The sequence below is a fragment of the Serratia sp. KH_031 genome (assembly GCF_057839655.1).
This window is the reverse complement of sequence record NZ_CM174496.1, coordinates 632,743-647,715: the sequence shown is the minus strand read 5'-3', so window position 1 is coordinate 647,715 and position 14,973 is coordinate 632,743. Positions and strand designations below refer to the sequence as shown.

General features: G+C 48.0%; 13 protein-coding genes. 1 reads left to right on the top strand and 12 read right to left on the bottom strand.

Features of this window, described 5'->3' with window-relative positions:
- Positions 1-79 precede the first annotated feature (79 nt).
- The 12 genes from tssA to tssB all read right to left on the bottom strand — a co-directional run bounded on the left by tssA (position 80) and on the right by tssB (position 13,882).
- The gene (gene tssA, locus AC3ISQ_RS02855; protein WP_489350473.1) at positions 80-1,462 is read right to left on the bottom strand and encodes a type VI secretion system protein TssA; all 1,383 of its coding nucleotides are present in this window, start codon (positions 1,460-1,462) and stop codon (positions 80-82) included.
- A 7-nt stretch (positions 1,463-1,469) separates the two neighbouring features.
- Positions 1,470-2,153: a type VI secretion system-associated protein VasI gene (vasI, locus tag AC3ISQ_RS02850; protein WP_489350472.1), complete on the bottom strand. Its 684-nt coding sequence runs from the start codon at positions 2,151-2,153 to the stop codon at positions 1,470-1,472.
- Positions 2,147-4,789, bottom strand: a complete 2,643-nt coding sequence (gene tssH / locus AC3ISQ_RS02845; RefSeq protein WP_489350471.1) for a type VI secretion system ATPase TssH — start codon at positions 4,787-4,789, stop codon at positions 2,147-2,149. Before tssH ends, vasI begins: the two co-directional genes overlap by 7 nt.
- 12 nt (positions 4,790-4,801) lie before the next feature.
- The gene (gene icmH, locus AC3ISQ_RS02840) at positions 4,802-5,569 is read right to left on the bottom strand and encodes a type IVB secretion system protein IcmH/DotU (RefSeq protein ID WP_489350470.1); all 768 of its coding nucleotides are present in this window, start codon (positions 5,567-5,569) and stop codon (positions 4,802-4,804) included.
- Positions 5,569-6,912, bottom strand: a complete 1,344-nt coding sequence (tssK, locus tag AC3ISQ_RS02835) for a type VI secretion system baseplate subunit TssK (protein WP_489350469.1) — start codon at positions 6,910-6,912, stop codon at positions 5,569-5,571. Before tssK ends, icmH begins: the two co-directional genes overlap by 1 nt.
- A gap of 10 nt (positions 6,913-6,922) precedes the next feature.
- Positions 6,923-7,447, bottom strand: a complete 525-nt coding sequence (tssJ, locus tag AC3ISQ_RS02830) for a type VI secretion system lipoprotein TssJ (protein ID WP_489350468.1) — start codon at positions 7,445-7,447, stop codon at positions 6,923-6,925.
- Positions 7,444-8,679 carry a type VI secretion system-associated FHA domain protein TagH gene (gene tagH / locus AC3ISQ_RS02825; protein ID WP_489350467.1) on the bottom strand — a complete coding sequence of 412 codons (1,236 nt, stop codon included), beginning with the start codon at positions 8,677-8,679 and terminating at the stop codon, positions 7,444-7,446. The genes tssJ and tagH overlap by 4 nt, the downstream gene beginning before the upstream one ends.
- Before the next feature lie 2 nt (positions 8,680-8,681).
- Complete coding sequence (gene tssG / locus AC3ISQ_RS02820) at positions 8,682-9,659, bottom strand: type VI secretion system baseplate subunit TssG (protein WP_489350466.1); 978 nt, start codon at positions 9,657-9,659, stop codon at positions 8,682-8,684.
- Positions 9,638-11,353 carry a type VI secretion system baseplate subunit TssF gene (tssF, locus tag AC3ISQ_RS02815; RefSeq protein WP_489350465.1) on the bottom strand — a complete coding sequence of 572 codons (1,716 nt, stop codon included), beginning with the start codon at positions 11,351-11,353 and terminating at the stop codon, positions 9,638-9,640. The genes tssG and tssF overlap by 22 nt, the downstream gene beginning before the upstream one ends.
- Positions 11,354-11,387: 34 nt before the next feature.
- Positions 11,388-11,804 carry a type VI secretion system baseplate subunit TssE gene (gene tssE / locus AC3ISQ_RS02810; RefSeq protein WP_489350464.1) on the bottom strand — a complete coding sequence of 139 codons (417 nt, stop codon included), beginning with the start codon at positions 11,802-11,804 and terminating at the stop codon, positions 11,388-11,390.
- A gap of 3 nt (positions 11,805-11,807) precedes the next feature.
- Positions 11,808-13,232, bottom strand: a complete 1,425-nt coding sequence (gene tssC / locus AC3ISQ_RS02805) for a type VI secretion system contractile sheath large subunit (RefSeq protein WP_489353100.1) — start codon at positions 13,230-13,232, stop codon at positions 11,808-11,810.
- A gap of 143 nt (positions 13,233-13,375) precedes the next feature.
- On the bottom strand, positions 13,376-13,882 hold the full coding sequence (tssB, locus tag AC3ISQ_RS02800; RefSeq protein ID WP_489350463.1) for a type VI secretion system contractile sheath small subunit: 507 nt from the start codon (positions 13,880-13,882) through the stop codon (positions 13,376-13,378).
- Positions 13,883-14,425: 543 nt separating this feature from the next.
- Between tssB and AC3ISQ_RS02795 the strand changes: the two genes are divergently transcribed.
- Positions 14,426-14,941, top strand: coding sequence for an Hcp family type VI secretion system effector (locus AC3ISQ_RS02795; protein ID WP_489350462.1), 516 nt, complete (start codon positions 14,426-14,428; stop codon positions 14,939-14,941).
- Positions 14,942-14,973: the final 32 nt, after the last annotated feature.

Below are 14,973 nucleotides of genomic sequence, written 5' to 3'. Positions count from 1 at the left end.
TTTTTGATAAGCTTGGCTTTTTCGCCAGACCATCCAGCTTTGGTAACCGAGGCTTAAATATTGATGGCAACCGCATTCCTTACTCCTTGTTACCTGATATATCTTTCAGTCCATTACAGCTATCAAAAAAAGAGGGTTCCCACTCTCTGACCGAGAGTTGGGCGGCCTTATTTTCCAGATTGTCGAGTTGCTGTTTAGCTAACTTATAACAGCCGGCTTGGTGCAATAACCGGATGGTTCGCAACTGGCTGTAGCACAATGATCGAAGTTCATTATTGGTGGTCTGCTCAATAAACGTTAAAGCGGCATTCAGCCCTTCACTATCAAACAGCGCCTGTACTTGAGTGAAATGTTCATCCTGCGATACCCGACTCTCTTTTTGTTGCAGCCACTGTTGTGTTTGCGGATTCATAAAGGGTTCGCCGTTAGCGAAACAGAGCGGTGGATACTCAGGGAAACGGGCGAGAAACCACAGCAACTCATTGCGGATCGCATCGCCACAACGCGGATAGCCCAGCTTATTGGCGATACAGGCCGACATATAGTGACCATTGAACCAGTAGGGCGAATAGGCAATGGTATTTTCAACTTTGAGCCACAATGCTTGGGTCGGCTGCGCTAGCTCACGTTCAAACTCGCTAATTTTCTCAATCGGCAGCGCCGGAACGGTGGTGACTCCCTGTCTGGACGCAGGCAGCGCCGTAATGTTGAACCACACAGCATGGCGCCGCAGTTGGAACCCGATAGGTGTCGCGAAGCTACGGGTAGATTCGATTTCCGCCATCTTCAGTAATGTCTTACACCAAGCGCGATCAGAGGAGTCATCCAATGTCACAGAGGGCAGCGTACCCGTTGATGCCAGCACGGCAGGCCGCAGGTTTCCCTGAGTATCGGATGCTGGCGACAGCGTAGACTCGGGCGGCAAGGCACTCACAGAGGATTTTCCATAGCTGATAATCAGCTTATCCAATTCGTCACATAGCGGCGTATGTGTTTCCCATAACAGCTTGAGGCGAACGAACTCGCTTATCGCTCTCTCTCGTTCTTTAGCTATCGCCAACTGGCTGAATATCTCTTTGGCCATCGTAAAGCGCTGCAACACCGTTTGAGCAATACGTAACTTATTTTTCTGCGGGGCGGCAACGTTCCACCAGCATTCGACGTAATCCCCCAACAACGCAATAGCCAACAAAATACTATCGGTACGCTCGCCACGCTGTAAGGTATTCAGCAAATGCGCCAGCAAGCGAAAATCTTTCGTCTCTTCAGAGAGTAATTTTAATATCCGATCCTGAACCGTAGGAATATTCACCATTTCATGGCTTATGGTGCCAAGCTTCGCCATTTCGGTATCAATATACTCCCAGTCGCTATTTTCCAACGGGATGGCAAGCCCCAGTTGGGCATCGAGCATTGGCTGTCGAATCAGGTCACGCCAGGGATGTTGCGTAATAAATTCCATAATTAACTCACCACCTGCAAGCTTGTCGTAGTGGTATAAGAGCCTTTGCCAGTCCACTTATTGGGAAAGAGAGTGCACCGATCGTTTTGTCCTCTGTACTGATCGAGAGTGTTTCAGCCTCGAACAAGCGCTTTATCTCCTCGATTCCCGCAAGCCCCCGACTGCTTTCCAACAACAGGCCGTTATCGCGAATAAACCAGTAGCTTTTGAAGGCTGCGCCATGGTCGGTTTTTAGTACAATCGTGCTGCTGCCTGCCGTCAGTTGTTTATAAAAGGCAATCTGCATGCGGGTGATGTTGTCCTGGCAACTAAAAATCAACAACGGCTTCGGAGGGCGAACCCCGGAGGCTGGGATGGAAATAATCACCTCGGGGGAGAGAGCGCCTTCGCTCTCGCTGATAAGAAAGACATTGGAGTCCTGCTGGCGTTGCTTCTCAAGCTGAATCGCTTTTTTAACCGTGTCAGCACGCTCCGTCACGACCAGCCACTGAGTGGTCACCTCTGTTTTGCTGAGCAAATCGTCATAACAACTGAGGCGGATCAGTGCCGACTGCTCGCTTCGGCAGCGGATCATGGCCTGTTCAAGTTCGGTTTTCTCGGTAACTTTCGGCACGGGCATCGCACCCACAGAGCTGTTCAACATCATCGATGTCAACAGCCAGTAGAGAAGCAAACCGCTCACTTTCAGCATGCCGGTGCCTCCCCCACGAACGAGGTGAAACGGTCATCGGTAACGCTGAAATGCACGTACTGCACCGCCTCACCCGCCGCCATTTTATTCAGCAGTTGGAGCGCCACCGGCGGCAGTAATTGTCCATCAATGATAGACTCCAGCATACGGGCACCGTTCTCGGCACGCGTCGCCCGAGCAATAATCTGCTCTGCCACCACATCATCAAACAACACGCTGGCGTCAAACTTGTTACGCAGCATCTGCTCAAGCTTTTGCAGCTTCGCTTTCACAATCACATTCAGCACAGCAGGAGAGAGCGGCAGATAAGGAATTACCTCCATACGGGCCAGCAACGCGGGTTTAAAGAAGTCAGTCAGTTCACGATAGAGAGGGTCATGGATGCGCTCCGGCACATCGGCATTGTCGACAATAGTTTGATAACCCAGGTTGGAGGTGAGAAAAAATACCACGTTTTTACAATCGATAACTCGCCCTTCGCCGTCCGCGAGTTCACCTTTATCAAAAGCCTGGTAGAAAAGATTGAGTACGTCTGGATGCGCTTTTTCCACTTCATCCAGCAGCACCACCGACCAAGGTTTTTGGCGAATGGCTTCAGTAAGAATCCCGCCCTCACCGTAGCCCACATAACCTGGAGGTGAGCCGATCAACCTTGATACGGTATGTTTCTCCTGATACTCCGACATATTTATCGTGGTGAGATACTGCCTGCCACCAAACATCAGTTCAGCAATTTGAATCACCGACTCGGTTTTGCCCACCCCGCTTGGCCCCACCAGCAAAAAAGCTCCCAACGGCCTGCCCGGGCGGCGCAGATCGGCTCGCGCCGTCAGTAGATGTTTATGCAGGTTTTCAATCGCTAGCTCTTGTCCTTTGATCTCGGCGCTCAGATAACGGGGAAGTTCGGTGACAATCGACAGTTCGTTCTGAGAAATGCGGTTCAGTGGCACGCCCGTCCACTCCGCAATAACGGCGGCAATCTGGGCTTTATCGACATGCGGAGAAACCAGCAGCCCTTCGTGCTGTAGCGCTGAGAGTTCAGCCGTCAACGTGCTGAGCTCACGTAACTGCTGCTGTTCGCGACCACACTCGGTAATGGCGTCGTTTTCCATGCTTGCGCAAGCCGGATCGGACAGTAGCAAGGTTCTCAGCTCAATAATGCGGTGCACCAACTGCTGCTGTTTCTGCCAGCGCGCGTGCAGGTTTTCTAACGCCAGTCGGTTCTCATCATCGCGCATCTTCAGGTCGGCGATACGATCGCTATTCTCTTTTAGGCCAAGACGCTGCTCACGCTCCAACAGCGTCATCTCTTGCGTAATCTGATGTTGGGTATTTTCCAGCACCGTCACCTGCCGGGGGGACGAGGTGAGGTTAATGGAGATACGCGCGCAGGCGGTGTCCAGCACGTCGATGGCTTTATCCGGCAACTGGCGGCCTGATATATAGCGCTCACTGAGATGCGCCGCAGCTTGTAAGGCTTCATCGTCAATCAGGACGCTGTGAGCCTGTTCATAAATTTCTCGCAAGCCGCGCATGATAATCACGGCTTCAACCGCTGTAGGTTCACTCACTTTCACTAACTGGAAACGACGAGAGAGTGCCGCATCTTTTTCAAAATACTTTTTGTATTCACTCCAGGTGGTAGCAGCAATAGTTTTCAGCTCACCGCGAGCCAGCGCAGGTTTAAGCAGGTTCGAGACATCTAACCCACCCTGCTGGTTTCCCGCGCCAATCAGCGTGTGAGCTTCATCAATAAACAAAATAATCGGTTCAGGAGAGTGGGTAACTTCAGCCATAATCCCCTTGAAGCGCTTTTCAAACTCCCCTTTGACGGACGCCCCAGCCTGTAATGCCCCCAAATCCAAAGACATGATTTGTGTCCCTGCCAACCGGGTCGGAACGTGTTTATTGGCAATACGCAGCGCCAATCCCTCTATCAATGCACTTTTACCAACGCCAGCGTCGCCCACAACAATGGGGTTGTTCTTCCTACGTCGAGATAGGATATCCACCATCAAATCAATCTCTTTATCCCGGCACAACACGGGATCGAGCTTGCCCTCTTCGGCCTGTCGAGTCATGTTGGTGGCATATTTTTTGAGTAACGACGCTTCATGGTCAGGAACACTATTTCCCCCGGTACGCGGCGCGCTCTGAACACTATTTTCCGCCGAACCACTGACCCAGAAGTGAAACTCTGCCTGAAACTCGTCTTTATTGATGGCGGTTAAAATCTGAACGACTGGTTTGGCGAGGTAGCGGTTTGGCGTGTGGAGAATCGCCAATAAGATGACGCCAGTTCTGAGGTTGCTCTCTTTGAATTCAGCGCTACTCAGCAATAACGCATCCTGCAACAGTTCAACCAACAACGGTGAGAAACTTGGTGTTTCCGCATTCTGGCTATTATCGCTGGGAGTTTGCTCCAGCAAACCACGCAGCAAATCGGTATCAATATTGGCGCGGGATAATATCTGTCGGATATCGCACAGCACGGTGTCCAGACTCTGTAACAGAAAATGTACTACCGTGATTTCTGCGCTACGAGAATTCACGCAAAGCGCCGCCGTATTTTCAAAAACGTGCCGACTCACGGGGTTTAGCTGTTGAAGAAGCTTGGAAATTTCTATCCGAATCATGGCTAAATCCCTTTATTTGAGCAACATATTGAGATGATCCAACACGCTGGCACTTTGCGAACTGAGCCAGAATGCATAGCACGAATAAATCAACACCAAGACAGTGACAGTAGCAATCACAATATGCCGTGTAGTCAGTTGCTTAGGTAAAACGTAGCGCGAGGGATGTACTTCACCTACGTGTAACAACGTCGAGGCAGGTTCGCCGTTGAGTGAGGTTAAAATATCGTGCAGACGCCGGAACAGGCGCTCGAATTCATCATTTTGCGCCGCATTTTGCACTTTATAGCGCCCACGAAATCCCAAGCCGAAACAGAGATAAATAAACTCCAGCATATCTTTATAGCGCTTGGGTTCATTCATTAACCGCTCGACGATCTGGAAAATACGCTCCCCACCCCATCCTTCATTATGAAAATGGATCAGCAGCGATTTATGGCTCCAGAATTTTGCCAGCGATGAATCAGCACTCATCACGCACTCATCAATAAAGGTACAGAGCATATAACGGAAGGTAATAATCGAGCCGGGCTCATATCCTTCCATCTCAAGAAACTGCTCGATACTTTCTATATCCGTCTGGATTTGGCGATAGAGATACTCTGGCTCAGAAATATTCACCGACAGATCCTGCATACGCAAAATCATCCCCAGCAGCGGCGTGGCCGCATCAATAATGGGATTGATATTGTTACCGCGCAAATTCAGGGAATACTGCTCCAACTTGTTGGCATAGCGACTGGTCTGTTCGGCACCGTGCCACAGGAGTTCTTCGCTCATTATTTACTCCTTATGGCCCACAGTTGCAGGTCAAGTTCTGGGAAATTACCGGCAACGTGGAAGGCTATACTGCTGGCTTTAGTAATGTGCTCCCATTCCGGTACGTGGCTGTCCAGTTGGAAGTAGATATAGCCCGCATGGAAAGGAAGCTGAGGCGGAGCCGCTGAAAGCGGGCTGAGTGGAATACCCGGCAGTTGCACTCTGACCAAATGCTCGATTTTGGCCGGCGTCGATATTTTGGTTTGCTGGATAAACAGACGAATCAACTGATCCTGCGGCAACTGCGCCTTGACTGCCAGAATGAAATTGGCCGTTTTAAGCAGATCGATATCGTTAATCACCCCCGTGTGGATCCCACTGTGCTCGGCCAGCGGAATTGGCACCGCCCTTGGCGTTAATACAATACTCAGCGCCAACCGCGTTTTCAGAATTAAATCTGAGAAGGTGCGAGTCAGATCGTCATGGTTATATAGCTGAAAATCCTGAGCGGCTCGGGCTTCAGAGGTAAATGTCATCAACTCTGAGCAGGTGCGAGTCAGCATCATATAAAGCGTTTCTGGGTGGACTATCTGGGTATGTGCCAAATGCCGGTACACTGGTTTTGCCGAATTAAGCAGTTGCAGCATCAAAAACTCGGCGACACCGGAGATCCCCTGCTGTGTGGGGGAGCCAATCTTTTCGGAAAGCTGCTTCGCGCGCTCAGCGACCAAGTTCGCCACCTCTTCCAGGAAGGTATGCAGATGTGGGGCAACCTGCAACCGGGAGATGGTGGGAATAAAGGTTTCATCTAGCATCAAGGTACCGTCAGCACGAACCTCTTTTATCCGGCACAGCGGCAGCAGAGTCCAGGCGCTGAGGTTATCCGATCCCCGGATAAGACGTGGGGTCAATCGGGCAACATTAACCTGTACGTAATTTCCGTTCTGTGTATGTAGATCCCTGATCTGATGAGGATGATTTTTGAATCTTGAGATCTCACCCTGGCTTTCTAGATCATGGTGCAGTTCGGTGATTACATCGCTGATAATCGGCAGTGCCAGATAGATATCACGACTTTCAGTGCTCGGGATCTGTTTAATTTCGATAGGCTGTGGTGGAATATCCTCAAACGGAATATCAAACAACGTACCGTCAGGCATCACTCCTGCAGCATCGGTAATACTAACCCGGCCCAGCTTCAGCATTTCATGATCAATAGCCAGACGGCTAAAACCCCAGGCATAATTAACCGCAGTATTAACCCGGCCATGAATTAAATAATCAATATGTCGCTGCTGCTGTTGTAAATGCTGAGGCGCGATTGAGAGTCCTTCTCGCCAGATTACTCGGTTCTTATTTGCCATGTTTATGCCTTTATGGTTTCTTTATTTCCACTGTGCCAGAGCGTAAATGAATTAGTATTTTATACTTCTTACCTACCCCATCGATATCCACCACATCCATCCAGTAAATGTTGCCAGAATCGATACCCATGTAGTGGGCAACCACCGCCAGATATTGCGTTTTAGGATCTATTTTTACTGACTTTACTGGCTTAAACTGCCCCGGCTCTAAGGTGTAGTCCTGATGATCGATATAATTTTTACCTAATATTTTTTCTAAAGGTTCGGTCGCAATCTGGTAATAGTCGGTGCTAAGAAGTGTCGAATCATCTTCCAGATAAATAACTTGCAGATCCGTCGGCGATGGCTCGCCCTCCAGGTTCTGGTTGATGTCATTATCTGCCAGTAATTCAAACTCAATTTCACTCGGATTCTCTTGCGGATACCCAACAGGCACCTCAGGATCGGTAATCACGGTATAGATTTTTTTTGACACTTCGCAGCCTGTTACACAGAGGCTGATTAACAACACAGCCATTATCTGCACACGACTCATAGCTCACCCTTACCATCGCACTCTTGCTGGAGCTGGCGGATATGTCTGTCGTATGACTGGGCATAAATCTCCTGGAACAACTTCTCAAATCCCTGCTGGCGATTGGAGGTCAGTTCGTCAAAGTAGCTGCTGTACATCTCCCACGCCCAAGCGCTGTCCAGTGGCATTTTTTCGCTCGCGCGCCGGTAGCGCTGGAAACGGGAGATCAGCGCCTGGGGCGACAGCGCTTGTAGTAACGCCGATAGCGCCTCGGAGATGGCTCGTTGGTTAGCAACATGGTGCAGCCGCACTTGGTTCAAGCTCTCTGCAAATGCCGAGGGTGCGGAGAGATGTACTGGACATTTGTTGGTGGAGTAGAGCAAATCCACCATTTGCTCGTAGTTGAGCGCGAGATGCAGTGGATTATCCTCAATCGGTCGCAAATGTTTATCTGACGAATAGAGGTTAGCTTCGTGTAGCGCGCTTAACCCATTGATCACAGCTTTGATACTGTAGCCTACCTCCTCCAGCAGCTCATAGGCTTGTTGGCTATCCTTCAGTTGAACGGTGTGATTCAACCCTTGAAACAACGGGTTGATCGCCAGATGCGTCAGATCATTGTCGAGCAAAGTGCTACCGTGGTCGCTCTGCCTATCTAACTGGATCGCCTGTTCAAGCACATTTTGACTGGTAATCACGGGTGGAATGGTGTTGGTAGCGTACTGCGTCAGAGAATTTTCCTCATCCAGCACTTTAAGCGGATCACGCGGCAAAGAGGAAAGCACCGCAGAAGACGGTACGATATCAGTCAGCGTCTGTACTGAAGCACTGACTTTCTTCGTGAGGATCTCGTTAATCGGATCATGGTGACTGGCAATGATATCTTCCGGGCGAGCCGAGAGCGGATCCTGATAGAGTTTACCGTTCACGTTAAGCTGTACTTTGATCTTAAAATCAGCAAGCTTAATCACATCCCCATGTTGTAAACGCACTGGCTTCGCTTTGGCGAAAAGATCGATATCGTTCAAATGCAGATCGGGCGCATAAGCACTGATACAGAAGTGGGAGTCAATCATCTCCACTTTGGCATGCAAAGATTCAATTTGACCCTTCTGGTTTTGTATTGACCAAAAATTATCCGCGTTACTACCAATGGTCGCCCCTTCACGAGCAATTAACGTATGCGCATGTTTACCACTCGCCAGATTTTCATGGTTGAGTATTTGTAGGGTCAGCGTAGTTAAATTATTCATAATTACTCCTGCATCTTCAGCATAATGCTGGGCTTGCCTGGTGGATCTTTCAGGAAGGTGGTCCAGCCGAGATAGCATCCGGAGTCACTGCCTAATTCCATGGCACCAATCTGGTTATCAGCCAATATCAACTGTAAATCCCAGGCAAATTGCCCCCGCAAAATAAACGTCACAAAGTTATGCAGAGGCTGATGCAATGCTCCTGTGGGTAAAAAGAGTGCCATTGCCTGTCGTGTCAACTGGCTTATTTTCAAGATGAATTTCCCGCTGTAATCAGGAATATGTGTACCAATAATAAAATTCTCCCCAAGCACAGTATTAGCGAGGCCGATATAGTTTTGCTGCGCAGGAGGAATAGCAACACGTCTGTATTGCCACGACTCAATGCAAACATCGGCTAAATCAAAACAGTGAGCAATTAATGAAGCCATCAGCGCGGGCGAACGACCAGAGCTGGAGATAATTCCAGCGTAGGAGAGCATCTTGCTTTGGTTGACCTGTAACGACTGGCGAATACTGTTATTTTCCAGCCCAACTAGTGCGAACATTCGCTCAGAAAACTCATCCTGACCGCTGTGTTTGTAGCAGATGTAGTAGCGGTATTTACGCCAGATTTTAAATAAATAAGTAGCCAGCCGATGATTAAACAGATCGAGCAACGAAATAATGCGGTGATCCTGTTGGATCTCTTCCCATGCCATATCCTCGAGATAATAATTCGGCAACGGCGAGTGCGCGCCAGTCAGGCTGAGGAAGGGGATCTTAATCTCCACCCGTTTATTATTTAATGCTACCGAAGAAATATCCCGAATAGTAAAACTCAGCGAAGGGTCGCTGATAAACTGAATAAACTCTTTATGGGCGGGCAAGCTCAACAAATCATCGATATCAACATCGCTCGATTTTGCAAGCAGTTCAACCAACTGATAGAAATCATATTTCTCCGCCTGAGGAGGGATCAGGCATTCATCAACGGCCATTGGTACACCTCGCGTGTTGATGAATTAACCAGTTCCAGAAAATGAAAAGAGTTGACTGTGGCATACATCGAATAGAAATGTGCCAGCACGGCGCCGAAGAGATACATTTCGCCTTCACTACTGAAAGCATCGGGCGCGATCTCAAGCGTTGATTTATGCCCCTCAATAATTAAATCGCGATAGTATTGCTGATGTGCCGACGATTCAAAGCGATGAATACTCGCCAATAATTTCGCCAAGTGCTTATCTGCACGCGAGTTATAGCGGGCAGTAAAATTGTAATTTTGCAGGATCTGACAGAGTGCATCTTTACTGAGCAAGGAGAGGTAATTTAGCGATAGGGATGAAATCGCCGTCCACTGCATGCTGCCGTTCAAACTCGGGCGAGTCACCCCTGATGGAAAAGTGATATTGGTCAGTGAAACAGTTGCTGGGATATGTTTCCCCCGGCGAGAGATATCCCCCATACGCAGCTTTTGCGCCTCATCACCATTACTGCACAGGGCGTTAATCGAGATAATCTCATCATGCTGCTGCTGTTTTGTCTCGTCACCGCGCACAAAGTAGAGCGAATAATCGATCCGCTCCGGCTCACGAGCCGATCTGCGATTCAAATAGTAATAGAGCGGCACCGCCCCCTTCTCATACTCGGTCTGATGCAGAAAACTATCGAAGTGGACATATTTTCGCGTCTGGTTTTGTGCCCACCCCGTCACGCTGTCAATTGCGAAAAGCTCAATAGAATCACGCTGCTGGTGACTAATATAGAGCGGATATTCGGTTTTATCACCGGTCAGACGAATGGGTTCGCAATCGTGATAGAACAGGTTAATCGCTGGGGCACAGTTCACTTTGACTGAGTTAGCCGTCAGTTTCAGCGTTTCTGGTAGCGGCCTAGTAAACTCGAAACAAAGCGTAAACTGTTGGCTGTTAAGCTGCGCCAAATAATCAGGCAACCCCGCCAGCGCCAAAAAGAGAAACCCTTCTGTGAAGCTGAAATATTCGTGTAACAGGCGATAACCCGCATAGGTGTTGCGTGGATAAACCAGTATGGCGTCCGCGGCATCAAACCCCACCCCATGCATCGTAAAATCAGGCAACGAGATCTTATGCTCCTCTGTCACCAACGTGACGCGAGCAATATACTCTGAAAACCAAAAATAGAGGTGGGAGGCACTCATCAAATCGGCTCCGAGAAACAGGCGCATTTTATCAATACCTGCCACCTGCAAATTTTGCAGATCCCCAGCACTAAATGTTATGTGAATAACGCTAGATGAAACCTTCTCACTTTTCGTTACGGTAAAAGGGGTTACCCAAGTATGGCGGGTAATATTGAAGGTGCAGGATTGTGGTACCTCCGCCGTCGGCTCGCTCATCACCGTGGCTTGCGGAGTAATGTCCTCCCCACTTTCCCCATCGACACGAAACTCAATAATTGCCATGCTCGGGGTTTGCAACAGGTAATTTGGCCACAGCATATCCATTAAATTGGTAGTCAGCTGCGGATATTCCCTATGCAGTTTAGCGTGTAGCAAACTGGTCAGGTAGGTAAAACCATCCAGAGTACGAACGACATCCGGATCCAAACAGGATTCAGACAGAAACTGGGAGAGCTGAGGAAATGCCTCAACAAATCCTTGGCTCTCATTATTGAGATAATATTTTTCCTGCTTAATATAGTTATCTAACAACTTATTATCCCTAATAGTATTCAGAAAAAATAAACTAAATAACTTCTAATTTATTGTTAGCTATTCTGATGTCCAGTTCTATCTTGGCTATATCTCGTAACTGAGCGATATCTGCCACCACCATGAAATACCAGTTAAACGTCAGTGGATCCTGCCTGACATTGACTTCGGTATGACTGATGCGCGGTTCATACCGAGCAATGCACTGGCGAATGGAGTGACACATCGCATTTTGGATCTCCTCCGTTCCCAGCAGGGCATCATTCACATCAATGATGCCCAGCTCTTTGGTTCCATGACACTCACCAGGTCTGGCGTTGAAAATATGGCGCAAGTTATTCTTGATCGACTTGATGAAAGCCGCGTCGCCTTCAGTTTGCTTGCCGTCAATCTGTAAACGATCGAATAAGCTGCCTTTGTTAGAGGTATTCCAACGCCGCAACGTCGCCATGGGTTACTCCTTGTCAAGACGCCCCACTAGCGATAGTTCAGTGTACGATCCCATGCTTTTCAGATGCGGACGCAGCAACAGACGTGTTTTCACCCAACCCGGCTCGCCTGGCACATCGCTGACGGTGAGGCTAATCGCGCGGAATGGCCGACGGCAGCGCACGTCTACTGGCGGATTCTCTTGATCCGAGACGTACTGTTTCAACCAGGTGTTCAGGTTGCGCTCAACATCCGCCGATTCCTGATACGAACCGAGCTTTTCACGCTGGATAACTTTCAGATAATGCGCAATACGCGTTGAAAGCATGATATACGGCAGTTGCGTTCCCAACTTGCTGTTGGTTTCTGCCGCTTTACCCTCTTCGGTATTCGGGAATTTCAGCGGTTTCTGCACCGATTGTGCGGAGAAGAACGCCGCGTTATCGGAACCTTTACGCATTGTCAGCGCAATAAAGCCCTCTTCTGCCAGCTCAAATTCGCGCCGGTCAGTGATTAAAGTCTCGGTAGGGATCTTGGTTTGCAATTCACCCATCGCTTCGAACACGTGAACCGGCAGGTCTTCAACTGCACCACCGCTCTCTGGGCCGATAATATTCGGGCACCAGCGATATTGGGCGAAACTGTCCGTTAGACGCGTGCCAAATGCATACACGGCGTTGGTCCACAGGTAATGGTCATGATCGCGACTAACGTCCTCTTCGTAACCAAAACTTTTCACCGGGTTGTCCATTTGCGAATAGGGTAGACGTGCCAGATTTCGTACCGTTAATAAACCAAGCATTCTGGAGTCTTCGGCTTCGCGCAGCGAGCGCCATTTAGTATAAAGCGGGCCTTCAAATACTGAACTGAGTTCTTTGATACTATCGAGCTGGGTGTAACTATCAATACCGAAAAATTGCGGTGCTGCGGAGGAAATAAATGGCGTATGAGACATCGCACCAACGGCTGAGACATATTGCAGCAGTTTTATATCTGGCGCACTCGGCAGGAACTGATAATCCGCTAGAATTGCACCAATAGGTTCACCACCAAATTGCCCATACTGTGCCGAATAAACATGTTTGTATAACCCAGACTGAGTGATTTCAGGTGCGAATTCAAAATCGTCTAACAGTTCACCTTTCGTGACATACATCAGATTAATTTTGATGTTTTCGCGAAAATCAGTTCGGTCAACCAATAATTTTAATCCGCGCCACGATGACTCAATTCTTTGTAACTCTTCGTTGTGTAGAATCTCATCCAGTTGGCTACTCAGTTTTTTATCCAATTCGGCAATCATGCGGTCGACCAACTGTTTATTAACTGGCTCTTCGGTACTATTGGTGTCCAACAGATGTGAAATTAATGTTGCTATTCCCTGCCGGGCAATATCGTAACTTTCATCTGTAGGTGAATAATTAGTTTGCGATGCAATTTGATCGAGCAAACTTATTGGTTCAGCTGCTTGTGGCGTTGAATTAGGAATAGAGCTTTTTGTTTGTGCGATAGCTTCAGTCATAGTCAATCCCTTGTTAAAACCTAAAATACAATGCCGCTATTATTGGCTTTCCACATTATATACTTGTCATATTAATGCTTGCTGGTTTCGGTGGTCATACTCAGTTCTTTCAGCAACTGTTCGCGGCTGGCTTCATCACTTAGAATGGCTTCGATCTGTGCCCGGAAGGCAGGCTTATTACCCAGTGGCCCCTTTAACGCCACCAGCGACTCCCTGAGTTCGATGATTTTTTTTAACTCGGGTACTGACTGAGCGATACTGTCCGGTGAGAGATCTTTAAGCGTCTCAACCTTTAATTTCACCGGGATATTACTTTCAACTCCCCCCTCCTCCAAGCGATTCGGCACCGCGAATTCAAGCTCAATTCCTGCGTTGGCCATTACAGAATCAAAGGTGTATTTATCAACGGAAACTGGCTTTCGCTCTTCAATAGGAGTTTCCTGATTTTTTCCCGTGAAATCACCCGCAACAAGCACATGGAAGGGCAATTCTTTTTCAGCAACCTGACCGTTTGTTTCTGTAGTGTACTTAATATTAATGCGTTCTTTAGGTGCTACACTGCCTTTTTTACCAGCCATGGATAATCCTTTTAAAACAAGTTTATGCTGAGACTAAGCGAGTTCCCCTCACCCAGCAAGACAAGATGAATATTACATGTGGGTATATAATTAACGAACGAAATCAAATCAGGTTCATGTGCTTTGTTATATACCATGAGACAAACAAAGATGACATACAAGTTTTTTTTCAAAACTGACAACTATTTTTAGTATAATCCAGGAAAAACCAAGATCTTTAATCAAGATCACAAAAAAAAACTCACTTTCATATTTAATAGCAAAATCAGGCTCGTTCCACACCGTAATATAGATATTGCAAACATGTTAAAAAGATACCATTAACCCTATTTAGAAAACACTTGGTGCTAATAAGCTTAGCACCAAGTGCATTCAGATGAGATTATTTTATAACTCATTAATAAATTACATGCGTTAGATATAGCATTAAGGTTAGATATATGTATTAAAGAGTGGACTCAGCCATTTTATCCAGTAAACATATATACCAATAAATGTCTTGGGTCTTTTACGGGTAACTAAAACACAAAAAAGGAGCATGCGATGCCAACACCGGCTTTTGCATCTATCACAGGAAAAACGCAGGGCAATATCACTCAAGGCGCTTACACCTTAGAATCCATTGGACAAGGTTTTGTCGAAGGCCATGAGGATGAAATGATTGTCCAGGAAGTGAAACATCAGGTCTTTGTGCCAACTGATCCGCAGAACGGTCAGCCCTCCGGCCAGCGCCAGCACAAACCGTTAGTTATCACCATTTCGCTGAATAAAGCGGTTCCACTGCTTTACAATGCCCTGGCATCCGGCGAGAGCCTGCCAGAAGTGAATTTGAAGTGGTACAGAACCTCTCCAGATGGCAAACAAGAGCACTATTTCACCACCAAACTTGAAGATGCCACCATCGTCAATATGGATCTGGTCATGCCGAACAGCCAGGATCCGTCTCAGGCGCATTTCACCCAACTGTTAGAAGTGCATCTGGCCTATCGCAAAATTGACTGGGAGCATACCGTAGCGGGCACTTCAGGTGCCGATGACTGGCGTAAACCTGCCGTTTGATTGTCGTTGTAATATTCCAGAGATAGCCAGAT

What these genes read in the sequence shown, in the direction of transcription:
- tssA (WP_489350473.1), bottom strand. Translation starts at nt 1,462, where the DNA reads ATGGAATTTATTACGCAACATCCCTGGCGTGACCTGATTCGACAGCCA.
- vasI (WP_489350472.1), bottom strand. Translation starts at nt 2,153, where the DNA reads ATGCTGAAAGTGAGCGGTTTGCTTCTCTACTGGCTGTTGACATCGATG.
- tssH (WP_489350471.1), bottom strand. Translation starts at nt 4,789, where the DNA reads ATGATTCGGATAGAAATTTCCAAGCTTCTTCAACAGCTAAACCCCGTG.
- icmH (WP_489350470.1), bottom strand. Translation starts at nt 5,569, where the DNA reads ATGAGCGAAGAACTCCTGTGGCACGGTGCCGAACAGACCAGTCGCTAT.
- tssK (WP_489350469.1), bottom strand. Translation starts at nt 6,912, where the DNA reads ATGGCAAATAAGAACCGAGTAATCTGGCGAGAAGGACTCTCAATCGCG.
- tssJ (WP_489350468.1), bottom strand. Translation starts at nt 7,447, where the DNA reads ATGAGTCGTGTGCAGATAATGGCTGTGTTGTTAATCAGCCTCTGTGTA.
- tagH (WP_489350467.1), bottom strand. Translation starts at nt 8,679, where the DNA reads ATGAATAATTTAACTACGCTGACCCTACAAATACTCAACCATGAAAAT.
- tssG (WP_489350466.1), bottom strand. Translation starts at nt 9,659, where the DNA reads ATGGCCGTTGATGAATGCCTGATCCCTCCTCAGGCGGAGAAATATGAT.
- tssE (WP_489350464.1), bottom strand. Translation starts at nt 11,804, where the DNA reads ATGGCGACGTTGCGGCGTTGGAATACCTCTAACAAAGGCAGCTTATTC.
- tssB (WP_489350463.1), bottom strand. Translation starts at nt 13,882, where the DNA reads ATGGCTGGTAAAAAAGGCAGTGTAGCACCTAAAGAACGCATTAATATT.
- AC3ISQ_RS02795 (WP_489350462.1), top strand. Translation starts at nt 14,426, where the DNA reads ATGCCAACACCGGCTTTTGCATCTATCACAGGAAAAACGCAGGGCAAT.